Source organism: Kribbella sp. NPDC104218 (assembly GCF_055584105.1).
In genome coordinates this window covers 365460-382351 of record NZ_JBVJMQ010000003.1, presented here as the reverse complement: position 1 = coordinate 382351, position 16892 = coordinate 365460, and the positions used below count along the sequence as shown (strand labels likewise).

Genomic DNA, 16892 nt, shown 5'->3' with positions numbered 1-16892 from the left:
TGGAAAAGCGCGGTGAAACTTGTCCGCTGGCCGATCGAGGAGGAGGTCCGGTCGCGGTGCCGCGACGAAGGGATTCCGCGCCTGCTGGTCGTGGAGGCCGGGGTCGAACCGCCGGTCTGCAGCGACCCGCGGGAGGACTGGGTCCGCCCGCCGGTGTCGCGGCCCGACTTCGACGCTCGGGTCGAGGCGCTGCTCACCAGGGTGTACGGCGCTCGCGTACCCCGGCTGGATTCGGTGGGCACGCTGTACTTCGACGATCAGCTGGTCACCGTCTCCACGGCGCAGATCAAGCTGATGGAACTGTTCGTCGAACGGTTCGGCGAGGTGGTCTCACGCGATGAGCTGACCGAGCGGCTGCACGAGTCGGCGGCGCCGACCCGCAACTCGCTCGATCTGCACATCATGAGACTGCGGCGCCGGCTGGAGAACGTGAACCTCGGAATCCGGACGGCCTGGGGTCAGGGCTACGTCCTGGAAGCGACCGACGGATAGGAAGCTCGACGGCGGGGACCATGGAGTAATTCGCGGACCATGGTCCCCCGCACTTTTCGTCCGGCCCCCTGGATCGCCGGGGGCCGATCGCTCAGTGCGCCGGAGTCGGCACCAGCGCTTCGTGCACCTCGCCGCGCAGCAGCCGCAGCCGCGGGAACGGCAGCCGGATCCGGCTGGCGATGTACCCGGCACCGGACGAACCGGCCGTTCCCGGCTGGTCCCCGAGCAACGCCGAGATCATCGTCAGATGCGCGATCTTCCAGCGCCAGAACCCGTTCCCGATCTCGATCAGCGACTCGGCGACCCGGTGCAGGACGCCGGTGCTGGCGCCCAGCCGGCAGACCGTGCTCACCGACATCCCCTGCGCGACGGCGTATGCCTCGAACGCCGCGTACAGGCCGTCGACTCGCTCGTCGTTGCCGAGCAGGTCGTCGAGCTGATGGAACTGCTGCGACTGCGCGCCGCTCGCCGTCCCCAGATGCGGCCGGAAATCCGCGAAATGCCGCAGCGGCATCTTCTCCAGCGCGACCAGCTGGTCGTGTAACAGACCGATCAGCCGGCCCGCCCGGTCCAGGTACTCGACGCTCAGGTTCGGGTCGGGGTTGCCGTAGTCCGGACGCAGCGCGTCGGTCGCCGCCAGCAGATCGGCGATGATCTGCTTCAGCCAGATCTCCGAGGCCTGGTGCGCGACGATGAAGAAGTGCTCCGCCAGCACGACCTCCCGGGGCGCGGTGTTCGACGTCCGCGGCTCCTGCATCGACAGCAGCTGATCGAGTTGCAGGTAACTCGCGTAGGTGAGGTTGTTCACGCGGGTCACCAGACGTTCCGGTCGCGGCCGAAGTCCAGCAAGGCCTCAACCCCCGATTTCAGGACGTCCGGATCGACGCAGAACGCGATCCGCACCAGCTTGCCCGCCTTCGGATCGGTGTCCATGGCGATCAGCGCGCTGTGCTCGTCGAGCCGCGGCCGGAGCCCGAAGCCGGAGCCCGCGACCACGGCGACCCCACGCTCTTCGAGCAGCTGGGTCGCGAACTCCTCGGCGCTCAGACCGGCCCGGCTGATATCGAGCATCGCGTACCAGCCGCCGGCGGGCAGCTCACGCAGCAGCCCGGCTGCGCGGAGCGCCGGGAGGACGGCGTCCCGGTTCTGCTGCACCAGTTTGCGATTGACCTCGGCGGTCCCGGCCAGCTTCAAGGCCGCGATACCGCCGTACTGGACGGGCGTGGGCGGCGCGATGATGCCGGCTTCCTGGACGACGCGGATGCCGGCGGCCGCGGCGTCGGTCGCCGTCACGACGTAGCCGAGCCGGTATCCGGTCATGGCCAGACTCTTGGAGAAGGTGAAGACGCTGTGCACGATCCGCTGCTCGGCCGGCAGCTCACGCTCGCCCGCGGCCAGCGAGAGGTGCTTGCCTTCGTAGACGAAGTGCTCGTACGCCTCGTCGCTGATGACCTGCCAGCCGCTGGCGCGGGCCAGGTCGAGCAGCGCGGCCGACCGCTCGGCGTCCAGCACCGCACCGGTCGGGTTCGCGGGTGAGTTGACGAGCAGGATGCGCGTCGCCGGACCGGAGACCTCGGCGATCGAGTCGAGGTCCGGGAAGTAGTTCTCGTCGAGCGCGTAGAACACCGGACGCAGGCCGGCCAGCAACGCCTGCTGGACGTGGATCGGCCAGTGCAGCTCGGGCAGCAGGATCTCGGTGCCAGGCTCGGCCATCGAGAGCAGCAACGCCTGCAACCCCTGGCAGGAGCCCGGGGTGACGAAGATCCGCGAGATCGGCGTCTCGATCCCGTTCTCGACCTCCAGCTTGGCGGCCAGCGCACGCCGCAGCTCCGGCAGCCCCTCGACATCGGTGTACGACGTCCGGCCCGCGCGCTGCGCGTCCGCGATCGCGTCGGCGACCTCGGGCGGCGGCGTGAAATAGGGCTCGCCGACATGCAGCCGGGTGACCGGCGACCCGGTCAGCTGCTCCCGCGCGTCGGCGGCACGGAAGATCTCGTGCAACGACGACGACGGAATGGCTCTGGCAACAGGTGAATGACTCATCGCTTCTGGTCCCCAAATCGTGGTCGGCGGCACGGTCAAGTCAGTGGGTGGTCGGTGGCCGGTCACGTGGTGCGGCCCCCGTCCACCGGCAGGAGCACCCCGGTCATCCAGCCCGCGAGGTCCGGGTCCAGGAGGCAGGCCACCCAGCGCGCGACCTCGGCCTCCTCGCCGAACCGGCCCATCGGCGTCCCGGCCACCATGTCGCGCCGCAGTCCGTCGGTCTGCGTCTCCGACAGGCCCAGGTCCTGCCACATGGGCGTGTCGACCGGGCCGGGCAGGACGGCGTTCACGCGGACGTCGGGCGCCAGCTCACGAGCCAGCGAGCGGGTCAGGCTATTGATCGCGGCCTTGCTCGCGCCGTAGAACGAGCGGCCGGGCATCGACAGCACTCCGGCCACCGACGTCACGTTCACGATCGATCCCCGGACGGGCCGCAGCTGCGGCAGCGCGGCCTGGATCAGCTGGGCCGGAGCGCGGACGTTGACCGCCCACGAGGCGTCGAGATCCGCGATGTCCACGTCGTCGATCCGGCCGAACCGGGCCAGGCCGGCGTTGTTCACCAACCCGTCCAGCCGGCCGAACCGGGCCAGGGCCGCGGCGACGACCCGGTCGGGGCCGTCCGGCGTACAGATGTCGGCGGCAACGATCTCGACGTCGCCGTCGACCTCCGCCGCCGTTTCCTTCAGCGCGGCTTCGCGCCGGCCGACCACGGTGACCAGCGCGCCCTGCGCGCCGAGCGCGACCGCGATCGCCCGCCCGATGCCGGACCCGGCGCCGGTGACCACGACCGATCGGCCCGCGAGGCTCACGACACCGCCCGGTGCGGCGCGTCGCCGGCCAGGACATCGTTGATCAGGGCAACGGTCTCCTCATGGATGTGGAAATGGCCGCCCATCCGTCGGCGGACGGTGAACGGCCCGGTGCTGACCTCGGCCCACTCCGGGAGCTGGCTCTCGTCGATCAGCGGGTCGCCAATGCCGTGGTAGCAACGCACCGGACAGTCCAGCAGGGCCGCGCCGGGCAGCGGTTCGTACAGCTCGTTCGCCCGGACATCCGAGCGCAGGATCGGCAGCAGGATGCCGCGCAGATCCTCGTTCGCCGCAATCTCCGGCTCGACGCCGCCGAATCCGCAGACGATCTTCCACAGCTCCTCGTCGTCGCGCAGGTGGGTGTCGCCGCCACCGGCCAGACGAGGTGGCGGCGAGGCCGAAACAGCCAGCCGCTCGAGGCGTACGCCGTTGCCCTGCAGCAGGAGCGCGGTCTCGTAGGCGACCAGAGCGCCGAGGCTGTGGCCGAAGAAGGTCAGCGGTGCCGGTTCGAGTGTCAGCAGCTCGGCGCTGACCGCGGCGGCCATCCGGCGGACGTCGTCCTCGAACGGGTCGGCGAACCGGTCCCCGCGCCCTGGGTACTGGACGACGGCCAGCTCGGTCCGCGCAGGCAGTAGCGGAGCGAAGGCGGCGTAGCCGGGCGCCGATCCGCCGGCTGCGGGAAACACACGAGTCGCCCGGCCGGTCTGGGGACCGTGGCCGACCGCCGCAACCAGCCTCGACCTGCGGTACGAATCATGACCTCCACCTCGCGCTCGAGCAGGACATCGGACTCCGAGCGTCGCACCCGGGCGGCGGGCCGCGACAGGAATCTTTCGGCTCTCAGTCAGGCGGTGAAAGAAGTACGCAAGACACCCCCTCCCGGCCGCATCGCCTTGTCACGCTGTCGGTTGCCCGCGTCCCCTGCCGGCCGAAGGAGCCGCTTGATGAGTTCCGCCGAGTTCCTCGAGCTCACCGATCCCGCGACGTTCGTCCGGCACGATCCCAGGGACTACTGGGACCGGATCCGGCCCGAGCACCCGATCTACTGGCACGACTCCCCCGGCGGCCTGCCGGGTTTCTGGGTGGTGACCAGGTTCGCCGACGTCCAGGCGGCGTACGGGAACGCGAAACAGCTCAGCTCCGCGCGCGGGACGGTCCTCGACGTGCTGCTGCACGGCAACGACTCGGCCAGCGGCAAGATGCTGGCGGTCACCGATCGGCCGCGGCACCAGAAGCTGCGGACGCTGATGCTGCGGGCGTTCTCGCCGCGCGTCCTCGGGCCGGTCGTCGAACGCGTCCAGGAACGGGCGGCCGCGCTGGTCGCCGGCGTGGTCGAACTCGGCTCGTTCGACTTCGCGACCGAGGTCGCCGAGCACATCCCGATGACGACGATCTGCGACCTGCTCTCGATCCCGGACGGCGATCGCGCCGATCTGCTGGCCTGGAACAAACTCGCGCTGTCCGCGGACAGCGCGGAGGCCGACGAGCTGGACTCGCTGATCGCCCGCAACGACATCGTCGCCTACTTCATGGAGCTGGCGAAGTACCGCCGCGACAACCCCGGCGACGACGTGGTCACGATGATCGCCACCGCACAGATCGACGGCGAGCCGCTCACCGACGAGGAGGTCGCGCTGAACTGCTACAGCCTGATCCTCGGCGGCGACGAGTCGTCGCGGATGTCCGCGATCGGCGCGGTCAAGGCGCTCGCCGAGAACCCCGGCCAGTGGGCCGCGCTGCTCGACGGCCGGGTGTCGCTGGACAACGCGGTCGAGGAGGTCCTCCGGTGGGTCACCCCGGCGATGCACTTCGCGCGCACCGCGCTGGTCGACCTGCAGATCGCCGGGCAGCCGGTGCGGGCCGGCGACATCGTCACGTTGTGGAACACCTCGGCGAACGACGACGCGGCCGTCTTCGCCGACCCGCGCCGGTTCGACCTGAGCCGGGACCACAACAAGCACCTGACCTTCGGGCACGGCCCGCACTTCTGCGTCGGCGCCTTCCTCGGCCGGGCCGAGCTGCGCGCACTGCTGTCCGCACTCGTGACGTCCGTCCGCGAGATCGAGCTGGACGGCGTCCCGCCGCGGATCTACTCGAACTTCCTGTTCGGCTACAGCAGTCTGCCCACCGTCTTCCGGTGAGCAGACCGCCGCGCGGCTCAGGCGGCCTTCTCGACCGCCCGGGCCAGCTCGGACAAGCTGGTCGACTCGAACAGCGAACGGATCGGGACCTTGATCCCGAGGTCCTGCCGGATGCGGCTCGCCAGCTTCGTCGCGAGCACCGAGTGCCCGCCGATCTCGAAGAAGTTCTGCTCCGGCGTGACGACCGGGACGTCGAGGAGCTCGGCCACCATCGCGCACAGCGCCTCGTCGTACGACATCCCCTGGTGCCAGCCGGTCCCGGCCGGCGCGGACGACGCGGCCGTCGTCCGGAGCGCCGCGCGGTCGATCTTGCCGTTGGATGTCGTCGGGAAGCGGTCCAGAACCGTGACCGTGGACGGCACCATGTGATCGGGTAGCGAGCGGCCGACGTACTGGCGCAGCTCCTGCGGCGTGATCTCCTGACCGGCCGCCGCGGTGACGAACGCGACGACGCGCGCGTCGGCCAGGTCGCCCTCGACGGCGGCGACCGCGAGGCCGACGCCGGGGTGACCGGTCAGTGCGGCCTCGACCTCGCCGAGTTCGACCCGGAAGCCGCGCACCTTGACCTGAGCGTCGGCGCGACCCGCGAACAGCAGTTCCCCATCACTGCGTCGCGAGCCGCGGTCGCCCGAGCGGTACATGCGGCTGCCGGGTTCGCCCTGCGGGTCGGGGACGAAGCGCACGGCGGTCAGACCGGGACGGTTCAGGTAGCCCCGGGCGACACCCGGGCCGGACAGGTACAACTCGCCTTCGCCGTCGGCTGCTCCGAGCCGGTCGTCCAGCACCTGCACCCGTTCGCCGGTCCACTCGATCCCGATCGTGATCTCGTCGTCCTCGGGCGAGACGGGGCCGCTGAACGTAGAACCGACGGTGACCTCGGTCGGGCCGTAGCCGTTGAACAGGCGGCGTCCCGGCGCCCACTTGCGGACCAGCGTCGGCGTACACGCGTCGCCGGTGGACATCACCGTGCCGTTGACCAGGACGCCTTCGGCGTCGGTGACGCTGAGCGCGACCGGCGGCAGGGTGGCGTGGGTGATCTCGTGCCGCCGCAGCGTTTCGTGCAACGGATCTCCGGGCAGGACGTCGTCCGCCGAGGCCATCACGAGCGTCGCGCCGGACAGCAGGGCCAGCGTGATGTCCCAGAAGGCGGCGTCGAAGCTGATCGAGGCCCACTGCAGTACGCGGTCGCCGGGGCCGGCGCCCACCCGATCGGCATGCGTGGCAGCCATGTCGGCCACCCCGGCATGTGGGACGGCGACGCCCTTCGGCGTACCGGTCGAACCGGACGTGTAGATCACGTACATCAGGTTCGCCTCGTCGAGCGGCGCGCACCGGTCGGCATCGGTCAGGTTGCCGGTGTCTTCCTGCGCTCGCTGTTCCTGCAGCTCGGGCAGGTCGACGACGTACTCGGGCGTGGTTTCGGACCGCAGGCCGACCTCGCTCGACCGGACGAGCAGAGCCGGGCCGGCGTCGGCGATCATCTGCGCCAGCCGGTCGGCGGGGTAGGTCGGGTCCAGCGGCAGGTAGGCGCCACCGGCCTTCAGGACCGCGAGCAGGACCGTGATCAACTCGTCCGACCGCGGTACCGCGACCGCCACCAGCCGGTCCGGTCCGATGCCCAAGGCAACGAAGCGGCGGGCCAGCTGGTTGGCCCGGGCGTTCAGCTCGGCGTAACTGGCCGCGCGATCGCCGAACACCAGGGCGGTCGCGTCGGGGAACCGGGTAACTGTCGACTCGAACAACTGCGGGACCGTGGACAAGGCTCAACTCCTGGGGCAGCGCGGATCGGGCACCTCACCTGCACGGATCGTAGGAACCGCGACCGGCCGCCGACCACCGCGCTGAAAGAAACCGGACAGGGCCGGAAGGCGGCGCGCCGAGTCCTGTCGCGTCTCTGTCAGCACGGTTGGCGGACCCGTGGCCGATGCCCGACCGTGAAGGCCGAGACAGTTGTCCTCTTCCGACCGGGAGCCCAGATGCTCGAAGGCTGCGTACCCTGGCCCGACGACCTCGCCGAGCAGTACCGCCGCCAGGGCTACTGGCAGGGCCGGTCGCTCGGCGACCTGCTGGTGGACGCCTGCGCGACGTTCGCCGATCGGACCGCCGTCGTCTGCGGCGACGAGCGGGTGACGTACGCCGAGCTGGCGACGCGCGCGGACGACGCCGCCCGGCACTTCGCCGGCCTCGGAATCCGGCCGCTGGACCGCGTCGTCGTCCAGCTGCCGAACGTCGTCGAGTTCGCCGCCGTCGTGTTCGGTCTCTTCCGGCTCGGCGCGATCCCGGTGATGGCGTTGCCGGGACACCGCAAGCACGAGCTGGTCCATCTGTGTGCGCACTCCGGCGCGCGGGCGCTCGTCGTCCTCAGTGAGTTCCGCGGCTTCGACTATCGCGAGCTCGGTACTGAGGTTCAGCAGCACGTTCCCGGCCTCGAGCAGCTGGTGATCGCCGACGAGCTTTCCACCGCGCCTGCGGTCGAGTACCCGGTGGTCGATCCGTCCGAGCCGGCGCTGTTCCTGCTGTCCGGCGGTACGACGGGGCTGCCGAAGCTGATCCCCCGGACGCACGACGACTACGCGTACAACCTGCGCGCCAGCGCCGAGGCGCTGCGGGTCGACGGCGATTCGACGTACCTGGCGGTCAATCCGGTCGCGCACAACTCGGCGCTCGGCTGTCCTGGTCTGTTCGGGACGCTGCTCGTCGGCGGCAAGGTCGTGCTCGCCTCGACGCCCAGGCCTGCTGAGCAGCTTGCGCTGATCGCGGCCGAAGGGGTCACGTTCACGACGCTCGTACCGGCGACCGTGCGGCTCTGGATCGACCACGCGCAACGGAGTCCGGTGGATCTGTCCGGCGTCCACCTGCAGATCGGCAGCTCGAAGCTGACGCCGGGGCAGGCCGAGGAGGCGCGCAAGTACCTCAACTGCGAGCTGAGCCAGTGGTTCGGGATCGGCGAGGGGCTCCTCACCTACACCCGCCTGGACGACCCGGACGAGGTCATCCTGAACACCGAGGGCCGCCCGATGGCGCCGGACGACGAGATCCGCGTCGTCGACGAGAATCTCCGCGACGTCGCCGACGGTACCGACGGCGAGCTGCTGACCCGCGGGCCGTACACGATCCGGGGCTACTACCGGGCCGGGCCGCAGAACGCCGCGGCGTTCACCCCGGACGGCTTCTTCCGCACCGGCGATCTGGTCCGGCGCGGGCCGGACGGCAACATCGTGGTCGTCGGCCGGCTCAAGGACGTCATCAACCGGGCCGGCGACAAGGTCCCGGCCGAGGACGTCGAGGAACAGCTGGTCGCGCACCCGAACGTCCGCGACGCCGCCGTCATCGGGGTCGAGGACGCCGTCCTCGGCGAGCGCACGTACGCGTTCGTCGTCCTGCGCGAGGAGCCGGCGAACCTGCCCGCACTGAAGGCGTTCCTGCGCGAGCGCGGGCTGGCCACCTACAAGATCCCGGACAAACTCGTGCCGGTCGCCGAGCTGCCCCGGACTCCCGTGGGCAAAGCGGACAAGGTCGCGTTACGCGCCCTCGCCGCCGACCGCGCCTCCTGACCTTCGACACCAACCAGAGGAGTGATCTTGATGGACACCTGGCTGCTCTGCCAGGACGACATGGTGCGGCTGCTCAACGTCGTCGGCCGGGACGCGCTGCTGCGGCGTCTGATCGAGACGCTCGAGGAAGGTTTCACCGACCTCGGCCACGGCCGGCTCACCGAGTCCCCGATGCGCACCGGCTTCACCCGGACCGGCGCCGTCCCCGGCGTCATCGAGACCATGCCGCACCGCGAGGCCGGGCTCGGCGTCACGGTCAAGACCGTGTCCTACAGCCCGCACAACCTCGACGACCACCGGCTGCCGACGATCCTCGGCACAGTCGCCCGGATCGACGACAACACGGGCCGGCTGCTCGCACTCGCCGACGGCGTCCTGCTCACCGCGCTGCGGACCGGCGCCGCGAGCGCCGTCGCCACGCGCCGGCTCGCGCACCCGGACTCGCGGGTGGTCGGCCTGATCGGGACCGGCGCCCAGGCGGTCACCCAGCTGCACGGCCTCAGCCAGGTGCTGGACATCGAGCAGGTGCTCGTCTTCGACGTCGAACCCCTGCACGCCAAGAGCTTCCTGGCCCGGGCCGCGTTCCTCGGCCTGGACATCGAGCAGGCTTCGCCCGAGCGGATCCTGGCCGAGTCCGACGTGATCTGTACGGCGACGTCCGTCCCGGTCGGCGCGGGCCCGGTCTTCCCCGACGGCGCGCACAAACCGCACCTGCACATCAACTCGATCGGCGCCGACGAGATTGGCAAGACCGAGCTGCCGGCGTCCCTGCTGCGCCGCGCCCTGGTCTGCGTCGACCACCGCGAGCAGGCCCGCAACGAAGGCGAGTGCCAGCAGCTCGCCGAGGACGAGATCGGCCCGTCGCTGGCTTACCTGTGCGCCCACCCCGACGAGTGGGCCCACCACCGCGAGAGCCTGACCGTCTTCGACTCCACCGGCGTCGCGTTCGAGGACCACCTCGCGCTCGACGTCCTGATGGCGGCGGCCCAGGAACACGGCCTCGGCACCAACATCTCGCTCGAGTGCCACCCGGACGACGTCCTCGACCCGTACTCGCTGCCCGGCCACGTCCCCGCCCCCACGGCGCAGCTCAGCTTCTGACCGCGGCGGCCGGCCCGGCTCCTCTCCGGGCCGGCCCCCTTCTGTGGAGGCCCCGATGTACAACCCAGCAGCCGGCTTCCCCGGCGTCGTCGTCGAACTCGGCTACACCGACGTCGCCGCCGCCATCGCCTGGCTCACCCGCGTCTTCGGCTTCCGCGAGCTGCTCCGCCAGACCTCCGGCGGCGTCATCCAGCACGCCGACCTCGACACCGGCGCCGGCGTCGTCATGCTCGCCCCCGCCGGCGACCGCCTCGCCGTCCCCCGCCCCCAGACCCCGGCCGCCGCCCAGCTCATCGTCTGGGTCGACGACGTCGACGCCCACTACACCCACGCCCTCACCCAAGGCGCCCACCCCCGCCACGCCCCCACCGACAAACCCTGGGGCCTGCGCCAATACCTCGTCCAGGACCACGAACACCACCTCTGGGAATTCACCCAGCACATCCGCGACGTCCCCCCACAATCCTGGGGCGCCACCACAACCTGAGCGCGGTTGGTGGTCCCGGCGTTATCGCAGTTGGGCGGCGGTGAACGTCAAGAGGTCGTCCCGGGCGCCGAGCAGGATGCCGGCGATGTGATCGGCTCCGGGGTAGCTCTGGTACGTGGTCGGCGTCCCCGCCTCAGCCAGTTTGCCGGCGGTGGTCCGGGTTGCCTGCTGGTCGACGATCGCGTCGGCCTCGCCCTGGACGAACAGCACCGGACGGCGGTGCGCGACGATCGGGATCTCCGCGATGGCCTCGACCCGGCTGGTCAGCCGTTCCGCGGTCGGCGCGTCGACGGTGTACACCTGAGCGCTCGTCAACGGCGCGAACTTACGGAACAGGTCACCGATACAGTCACGCGTGCCGGCCGCTGTCGAGAGCTCACGGCCCAATGGTGTGAGGGTGCTGTTCCGATCGAACTCCCCAGGCGCCATCCGCTCCAGCGCGCGGAACGAGAGCAGGACGAACAGGTTCGCCGGCGCCTGCGGCACGAACGGCTTCCAGTAGGCCATGAGGGATCGAATCTGCGTCGGCGGCGCGATGGCGGCGGCACCGCGGTAGTCGAGCTCAGGAGCGTAGCCGCGCTCCAGGGCTCCGGCGAACAACACCGTCTGCCCACCTTGGGAATGGCCGAGTGCCAGCCACTTCGCGCCGAGCGACGGCTCGACCTTGCGCGCGGCCCGAACCATGTCGATCGTGGCGTAGGCCTGTGAGCGTCCGTGCAGGAACGTGTGCAGACCCGGCGTACCCGATCCTTCGTAGTCCGTGGCGACAATCGCGTAGCCCTTGGCCAGCCAGGCGGAGAGAAACCCGGTCTCGAGCTCCGAGCGGCCCCGGACGGACTCGGCGCAGACATCGGCGACGCCGGTCGTGCCATGGGCCCAGCTCACGACCGGCCAGCCGCCGCGCGGCGCCGGACCGGCCGGCACGAACACTGCACCGGACACAGTGGTCGGCCGGCCATCCCAGCCTGTCGACGAGTACAGCACTTGGTACGCCTTCGCGGATCCAGGCAGCCAGAACTCCCGAGTCAGCGGCGCGGACGTGACGACTGCCCCCGGGGTGTGGTGACGGACAACCGCGGCCGCCGGAGCTGTTTCGGCGGCGACCGTCCTCGACATCGTTCCCACCACCAGACCGGCGGTGAGGACGGCGACCAGAGCGACGGTCGCCCTGCGTCCCCGAAAGGCGGGCGGCAGCGGGCGACGGAAGGACCTTCGATTCATCAACTTCTCCCAGCGACGTCTCGGACGAGAGACCGGCGGACCGATCAGAGTCCAGGATCGGCGCGAAGGGCCCGTCGCGAATCAGTCATCTGTCTGTCGCTGCCTGGGGGTTACCGGAAGAAGGTCGTGAGTTGCCGCACGAGGTCTTCGGGGCGCTCCTCGGCGAGGTAGTGCCCCGCTCCCTTGAACTCGACGAACCGCACGTCCGTCGCCAGCCCCGCCATCTGCGCGACCAGGAAGTCGTAGTACTTACCGCCGAGCACGAGCACCGGCAACTTCAGCACCGGATAGTCCTTCAGGTCGGCGATGTCCTGCTGGAACGTCTTGTACCAGTCGTTGCCGGCCCGGATCGCATCCGGTGCGTCGTACGCGGCGGCGTAGATGGCTCGAGCCTGCTCACTGAAGGCGTTGGGGTCGCCACCCTGGAAATCGATGAGCCAGTCGACGATCAGCCGGAACCGGCCCGCAAGGAGTTGTTCGGGCAGGTTGTCGACCACGTTGAACGCGAACCACCACGGCGCCGGCTGACCCGCCTGCGGCAGCATCCGGATCTCGTTGAAGATCTCGGTGGGGTGCGCCGCCTCCCAGAGGGCGACCTTCCGGGTCGCCTCCGGATGGTTCGCGGCGAAGCTCTGCGCCACCATCGCGCCGATGTCCTCACCGGCGACATAGGCCCGCTGGTGCCCGAGGTGGCGAAGTAGCTCGTAGATGTCCCGGGCCATCGTCTTCTTGTCGTACCCGGACGCCGGCTTCCCGGAGCCGCCCATACCGCGCAGGTCCGGGGCAATCACCCGGTAGCGCCGGGCCAGCGACGGCATGATCTTGTGGAACTGGTACCACGTCCGCGGCCACCCTGGCAGCAGGACCAGCGGGGCGCCCCGGCCGCCGATCACATAGTGCAGCCGGGTGCCGTTGACCTCGGCGAACCGGCTGACGAACCCTTTGGGGATCGGCGTTCTCGGCACAACTGCCCGGGACGCCGCCGCCGCACCGGACGGCAGGCCGAGCGCGACGGCAGCACCGGCGCCCGCGGTGAGGCCGAACAGGTTGCGACGGCTGAGCGGATGGACAGGCTCGGGACGGCCGGACTTCTGGGGACTCATGGACAGGACTCCTTCGAGCTCAGGAAGCAGACTTCCATACCGATCGATCTGAAATTCACCCTAGCACTTACGTACCGATCGATACGGAAGTGCTAAGGTCGGCCCATGGAGACTCAGCCGAAGGCGGCGATCGGCCGGCCGCGAGGTTTCGATGCCGACGAGGCGCTCGAACAAGCCCTGCGGGTGTTCTGGGAGCACGGCTACGAGGGCGCCAGCCTCACCGCTCTGACCAGCGCTATGGGCATCACCCGGCCGAGCATGTACGCCGCGTTCGGGAACAAGGAGGAGCTCTTCCACAAGGTGCTGGAGCGGTACTCCGAAGGGCCCGCCTCGTACGCCGTCCGCGCGCTGCAGGAGCCGACCGCCCGTCAGGTCGCGGCCGCCATCCTGACCGGCGCCGTCCGGGCCACCACCTCCCCCGGCGATCCGGCTGGATGCCTGACCGTTCAAGGTGCGCTCGCGGCCGGCGAGTCGTCCCACGCGGCCCGCGACTGCCTCGTTGCCTGGCGCAATGAAGCTCTCAACCTCCTCTCCGGCCGGCTGCAGCAAGCAGTGGACGACGGCGACCTGCCCGCGGACGCCGATCCGCGCCGACTCGCCCGCTATCTGATGACTGTTGCCAACGGCATCGCCGTCCAGGCCGCCGGCGGCGTCGCTCGCGAGGAACTCCAGCAGGTTGCCGATCTGGCCCTGCAGGCCTGGCCAACCTAGGCGCGCGACTCGTCGTACTCATTCGTCCTACTTCGATGGCATGCAGGAGGAGCGATTCCGATGCACTATGACGATCTGCAGACGCCGGGCACTCGCAGGACGCCGGGCTTGAGCCGGCGTGGCCTGCTCCGCTCTGCCGTAGCGGCAGGGGTTGTGGCCACACCGGCCGTGGCGAGCGCAGCAACGGCCGACGCTGCCGGGAGCGGCCCGTTGACGCTGCCTCCGGCGACCGACAAGATCACGCGGTTCACGGTGCAGGTACCGGAGTCCTCGCTGGCCGATCTACGATCCCGGCTGGCGCGGACCCGGCTGCCTGAGCGGGAGCTCGTACCGGACTGGTCTCAGGGCGCGCCGCTGGATCGGGTCAGCAGGCTCGTCGATCACTGGCATCGCCGCTACGACTGGCGCCGCGTGGAACGCGAGCTCAACAGGCTGGGACAGTTCCGGACCCGCATCGACGGCCTGGGCATCCACTTCCTGCACATCCGCTCCCGCCACGCCGATGCGACGCCGCTACTGCTGACCCACGGCTGGCCCGGCTCAGTCATCGAGTTCCTCGGAGTGGTCGGCCCCCTCACCGACCCCACCGCGCACGGCGGCACTGCCGCGGACGCCTTCCACCTGGTCATCCCCTCGATCCCCGGTTTCGGCTTCTCCGACAAGCCGAGCGAGACCGGCTGGAACTCGGCGCGGATCGCGAAGGCCTGGGCCGTGCTGATGGACCGGCTGGGCTACCGGCGCTACCTCGCCCAAGGCGGTGACTGGGGCGGCGGCATCACCACCCAGCTGGGCAAGCTGAAACCAGCAGGCCTGGCCGCCGTCCATCTCAATTTTCCGGAGTACCTGTTCGCTCCACCCCTGGACGGCGACCCGACGCCCGCCGAGACCGCGGCACTCGCCCAGATCGACGAGTTCTTCGCCAACGGCGCCGGCTACCACCGCCAGCAGTCAACCCGCCCACAGACCCTCGGCTATGCCCTCAGCGACTCGCCGTCAGGCCAGGCCGCCTGGATCTACGAGAAGTTCGGCGAATGGACCGACAGCTCGCACAATCCCGAAGCAGTACTGGGAATCGACCGGATCCTCGACACCATCACCCTCTACTGGCTCACCAACACCGCAGCCTCATCCGCGCGGCTGTACTGGGAAGGATTCTTCGGCCAGCCGGCTCCGGCGCCGGTGACCGTCCTGGATCTCCCGGTCGGCATCAGCGTCTTCCCGCAAGAGATCGTCCGCACACCGCGCATCTGGGCCGAACGCGCCTACCGCGACCTCGTCTACTTCAACGACCAGATTCCGGTCGGCGGCCACTTCGCCGCCCTCGAACAACCGCAACTGTTCACCGAAGAGCTACGAGCCTTCGCCCGGCAGGTCAACTGACCTGGAGCGCGGTTGGTAGTGGCGTGGGTACCGGGTCGGTATGACGACGAACGGCGAAGAGCCCGCGACCGCGATCCGTGCGTATCCCGACGGCCCGATTCTGGTGCGGGGCGACTTCGAGCTTCTGGATGAGGACGGCGTGCCGGTCGCGGCCGAGCGTCGTACGGTGGCGTTGTGCCGCTGCGGGCGGTCCGCGATCGCGCCGCTGTGTGATGGGACGCACAGTTTGCTCCCAAGGAGCACGGCGCGACGGTCGGGGGGCGAGTGATGCGGCTTCCACCGGCGCGAGGCCCGTTGAGTGCGTGGCTGATCGGGCGGCTGCGTGAACCAGAGCGGGCCGGCGGGATGCCGTCGTACCGGTCGGAGGTGCCGTGGGCGGACGACGATCTGCAGTTGTCGTTGTGGATCGCGTATGAGTTGCACTACCGCGGGTTCGAGGGCACCTCGATCGATGGGCAGTGGGATCCGCAGGTGCTGGCGTTCCGCGGGATGCTCGAGCGGGCCTGGGTTGCGTGGCTGGAGAGCGAGTGCCGGACGATGCCGTCCGGTGCGCCAGTGGCCGAGCAGCTGCGGGGGCTGATCGACGCCGATGACGGGCCGCGGCTGGCGGCGTACGTACGGCGGCATGCCACGCTCGACCAGTTCCGGGAGTTCGTGGCGAACAAGTCCGTCTACCAGCTGAAGGAGGCCGACCCGCACAGCTTCGGCATCCCCCGCGTCGACGGCGCGACGAAGGCCGCGCTGGTCGAGATCCAGTCCGACGAGTACGGCGGCGGCCGCCCCGAGCGGATGCACGCCGAGCTGTTCCGGACGACGATGCGGTGGCTCGGCCTGAACGATGCCTATGGCAACTATGTGGCCGAGGCGCCGGCGGTCACGCTCGCCATCTCCAACGTCATGTCGCTGTTCGCCATGCATCGGCGCTGGACGCCCGCGCTCCTCGGCCACCTGGCCGCGCTCGAGATGACCTCAACGCTCCCGAACCGCCAGTACGCCGCCGGCGCGTTCCGGCTCGGCGCCACCGAACGAGACGCCCGCTACTTCACTGAGCACGTCGAGGCGGACGCCGTCCACGAACAGATCGCTGCCCACGACCTCTGCGGCAGCTACGTCGCCGATCACCCAACGGCCCTCAGCGACGTACTCTTCGGGGCCTCCTGCTCGCTGGCGTTGGACAACCTGTTCGCCCATCATCTGCTGGGCCAATGGAAGCCTGCAGCCGCTGCATCGATGTAAACGTGACAATGAGCACCCCCGGTCAGCGCCCGGTCACCTATTGCACCCGAATCCCTGCCGTGGCACATTGTGCGACGCCTCTCCGGAGTGGAGAGGTTACGCAAATCATGGGGAGGAAACAGTGAAGTCGCTTCACATCAGCCGGGCGTTCGCCGTCGGGTCGGCCATGGTCGTCATGGCCGCGGGAATGACCGCGATCGCCGCCGGGACGGCCACTGCGGGGACCACCGCGTGTAACAACACCGTGGTCGGTGGGCCGAACAACTCCAACGGTTTCCTCCAGGCCAAGGCCGGCTCGCCGTACCGCAAGGGTCCGGGTGCGAGCTACTGCGCCTACAGCAACCGCGAGGGCACCGGCGCGATCTGGTGCACGAAGCGCAGCGCTGACGGCAACCCGTGGTACCTGGCCCGCGACACGTCGTCCGGCGTCGTCGGCTGGATCTGGGCCGGCAACGTCACCAGCACCACCGGCACGATCAAGAACTGCTGACCAGACACACCACGTACGGCGTCGGGGGGGGGGGGGGGGGGGGGGGGGGGGGAGAGAGGGGGGGGGGGGGGGGGGGGTGTGGGTGGGGGGGGTGGCGGCGGGCTTGGGGGGGGTGGTGGGGTGT

The 16892-nt window shown here is 70.0% G+C and carries 17 protein-coding genes; 10 read left to right on the top strand and 7 right to left on the bottom strand.

The window, feature by feature from the left end; genetic code table 11:
* The first annotated feature begins 12 nt into the window (after positions 1–12).
* Positions 13–492, top strand: a complete 480-nt coding sequence (locus ACZ6ZD_RS26760) for a winged helix-turn-helix domain-containing protein (RefSeq protein ID WP_465676658.1) — start codon at positions 13–15, stop codon at positions 490–492.
* A gap of 91 nt (positions 493–583) precedes the next feature.
* Here the strand turns inward: ACZ6ZD_RS26760 and ACZ6ZD_RS26755 are convergent, their stop codons facing one another.
* From ACZ6ZD_RS26755 to ACZ6ZD_RS26740, 4 genes are all read right to left on the bottom strand, one after another.
* Positions 584–1300: a tryptophan 2,3-dioxygenase family protein gene (locus ACZ6ZD_RS26755; protein WP_465676657.1), complete on the bottom strand. Its 717-nt coding sequence runs from the start codon at positions 1298–1300 to the stop codon at positions 584–586.
* A 5-nt stretch (positions 1301–1305) separates the two neighbouring features.
* On the bottom strand, positions 1306–2535 hold the full coding sequence (locus ACZ6ZD_RS26750) for a pyridoxal phosphate-dependent aminotransferase (protein ID WP_465676656.1): 1230 nt from the start codon (positions 2533–2535) through the stop codon (positions 1306–1308).
* A gap of 62 nt (positions 2536–2597) precedes the next feature.
* On the bottom strand, positions 2598–3344 hold the full coding sequence (locus ACZ6ZD_RS26745; protein ID WP_465676655.1) for an SDR family NAD(P)-dependent oxidoreductase: 747 nt from the start codon (positions 3342–3344) through the stop codon (positions 2598–2600).
* Positions 3341–4030 (bottom strand): thioesterase II family protein, encoded by a 690-nt coding sequence (locus tag ACZ6ZD_RS26740; protein ID WP_465676654.1) that lies wholly within the window; start codon positions 4028–4030, stop codon positions 3341–3343. Before ACZ6ZD_RS26740 ends, ACZ6ZD_RS26745 begins: the two co-directional genes overlap by 4 nt.
* Positions 4031–4288: 258 nt before the next feature.
* Between ACZ6ZD_RS26740 and ACZ6ZD_RS26735 the strand changes: the two genes are divergently transcribed.
* Positions 4289–5485, top strand: coding sequence for a cytochrome P450 (locus ACZ6ZD_RS26735; RefSeq protein WP_465676653.1), 1197 nt, complete (start codon positions 4289–4291; stop codon positions 5483–5485).
* A 17-nt stretch (positions 5486–5502) separates the two neighbouring features.
* On the opposite strand, the gene ACZ6ZD_RS26730 is transcribed toward ACZ6ZD_RS26735, so the two are convergent.
* Positions 5503–7245, bottom strand: coding sequence for a non-ribosomal peptide synthetase (locus ACZ6ZD_RS26730; protein ID WP_465676652.1), 1743 nt, complete (start codon positions 7243–7245; stop codon positions 5503–5505).
* A 216-nt stretch (positions 7246–7461) separates the two neighbouring features.
* Here ACZ6ZD_RS26730 and ACZ6ZD_RS26725 point away from each other — a divergent pair, with 216 nt between their 5' ends.
* From ACZ6ZD_RS26725 to ACZ6ZD_RS26715, 3 genes are read left to right on the top strand one after another with little or no spacing between them, the layout of a single operon-like run.
* Positions 7462–9039: a (2,3-dihydroxybenzoyl)adenylate synthase gene (locus tag ACZ6ZD_RS26725; RefSeq protein WP_465676651.1), complete on the top strand. Its 1578-nt coding sequence runs from the start codon at positions 7462–7464 to the stop codon at positions 9037–9039.
* 30 nt (positions 9040–9069) lie between these two features.
* Positions 9070–10140 carry an ornithine cyclodeaminase family protein gene (locus tag ACZ6ZD_RS26720; protein WP_465676650.1) on the top strand — a complete coding sequence of 357 codons (1071 nt, stop codon included), beginning with the start codon at positions 9070–9072 and terminating at the stop codon, positions 10138–10140.
* A 55-nt stretch (positions 10141–10195) separates the two neighbouring features.
* Entirely contained in the window at positions 10196–10627 is a 432-nt protein-coding gene (locus tag ACZ6ZD_RS26715; RefSeq protein WP_465676649.1) for a VOC family protein, read from the top strand.
* Between the two features lie 21 nt (positions 10628–10648).
* Here the strand turns inward: ACZ6ZD_RS26715 and ACZ6ZD_RS26710 are convergent, their stop codons facing one another.
* Both ACZ6ZD_RS26710 and ACZ6ZD_RS26705 read right to left on the bottom strand, forming a co-directional pair.
* Entirely contained in the window at positions 10649–11848 is a 1200-nt protein-coding gene (locus tag ACZ6ZD_RS26710; protein WP_465676648.1) for an alpha/beta hydrolase family protein, read from the bottom strand.
* Between the two features lie 110 nt (positions 11849–11958).
* Positions 11959–12951: an alpha/beta fold hydrolase gene (locus ACZ6ZD_RS26705; protein WP_465676647.1), complete on the bottom strand. Its 993-nt coding sequence runs from the start codon at positions 12949–12951 to the stop codon at positions 11959–11961.
* 105 nt (positions 12952–13056) lie between these two features.
* Between ACZ6ZD_RS26705 and ACZ6ZD_RS26700 the strand changes: the two genes are divergently transcribed.
* From ACZ6ZD_RS26700 to ACZ6ZD_RS26680, 5 genes are all read left to right on the top strand, one after another.
* Positions 13057–13662 (top strand): TetR/AcrR family transcriptional regulator, encoded by a 606-nt coding sequence (locus ACZ6ZD_RS26700; protein WP_465676646.1) that lies wholly within the window; start codon positions 13057–13059, stop codon positions 13660–13662.
* A 60-nt stretch (positions 13663–13722) separates the two neighbouring features.
* Positions 13723–15042, top strand: coding sequence for an epoxide hydrolase family protein (locus ACZ6ZD_RS26695; protein WP_465676645.1), 1320 nt, complete (start codon positions 13723–13725; stop codon positions 15040–15042).
* A gap of 40 nt (positions 15043–15082) precedes the next feature.
* Entirely contained in the window at positions 15083–15310 is a 228-nt protein-coding gene (locus tag ACZ6ZD_RS26690; protein ID WP_465676644.1) for a CDGSH iron-sulfur domain-containing protein, read from the top strand.
* Positions 15310–16278 carry an iron-containing redox enzyme family protein gene (locus ACZ6ZD_RS26685; protein ID WP_465676643.1) on the top strand — a complete coding sequence of 323 codons (969 nt, stop codon included), beginning with the start codon at positions 15310–15312 and terminating at the stop codon, positions 16276–16278. Before ACZ6ZD_RS26690 ends, ACZ6ZD_RS26685 begins: the two co-directional genes overlap by 1 nt.
* Before the next feature lie 121 nt (positions 16279–16399).
* Positions 16400–16768, top strand: a complete 369-nt coding sequence (locus tag ACZ6ZD_RS26680; protein WP_465676642.1) for a hypothetical protein — start codon at positions 16400–16402, stop codon at positions 16766–16768.
* Positions 16769–16892 lie beyond the last annotated feature (124 nt).

Coding starts and splice junctions, on each gene's coding strand:
- ACZ6ZD_RS26750 (WP_465676656.1), bottom strand. CDS start 2,535: ATGAGTCATTCACCTGTTGCCAGAGCCATTCCGTCGTCGTCGTTGCAC.
- ACZ6ZD_RS26735 (WP_465676653.1), top strand. CDS start 4,289: ATGAGTTCCGCCGAGTTCCTCGAGCTCACCGATCCCGCGACGTTCGTC.
- ACZ6ZD_RS26725 (WP_465676651.1), top strand. CDS start 7,462: ATGCTCGAAGGCTGCGTACCCTGGCCCGACGACCTCGCCGAGCAGTAC.
- ACZ6ZD_RS26720 (WP_465676650.1), top strand. CDS start 9,070: ATGGACACCTGGCTGCTCTGCCAGGACGACATGGTGCGGCTGCTCAAC.
- ACZ6ZD_RS26715 (WP_465676649.1), top strand. CDS start 10,196: ATGTACAACCCAGCAGCCGGCTTCCCCGGCGTCGTCGTCGAACTCGGC.
- ACZ6ZD_RS26710 (WP_465676648.1), bottom strand. CDS start 11,848: ATGAATCGAAGGTCCTTCCGTCGCCCGCTGCCGCCCGCCTTTCGGGGA.
- ACZ6ZD_RS26705 (WP_465676647.1), bottom strand. CDS start 12,951: ATGAGTCCCCAGAAGTCCGGCCGTCCCGAGCCTGTCCATCCGCTCAGC.
- ACZ6ZD_RS26700 (WP_465676646.1), top strand. CDS start 13,057: ATGGAGACTCAGCCGAAGGCGGCGATCGGCCGGCCGCGAGGTTTCGAT.
- ACZ6ZD_RS26695 (WP_465676645.1), top strand. CDS start 13,723: ATGCACTATGACGATCTGCAGACGCCGGGCACTCGCAGGACGCCGGGC.
- ACZ6ZD_RS26690 (WP_465676644.1), top strand. CDS start 15,083: ATGACGACGAACGGCGAAGAGCCCGCGACCGCGATCCGTGCGTATCCC.
- ACZ6ZD_RS26685 (WP_465676643.1), top strand. CDS start 15,310: ATGCGGCTTCCACCGGCGCGAGGCCCGTTGAGTGCGTGGCTGATCGGG.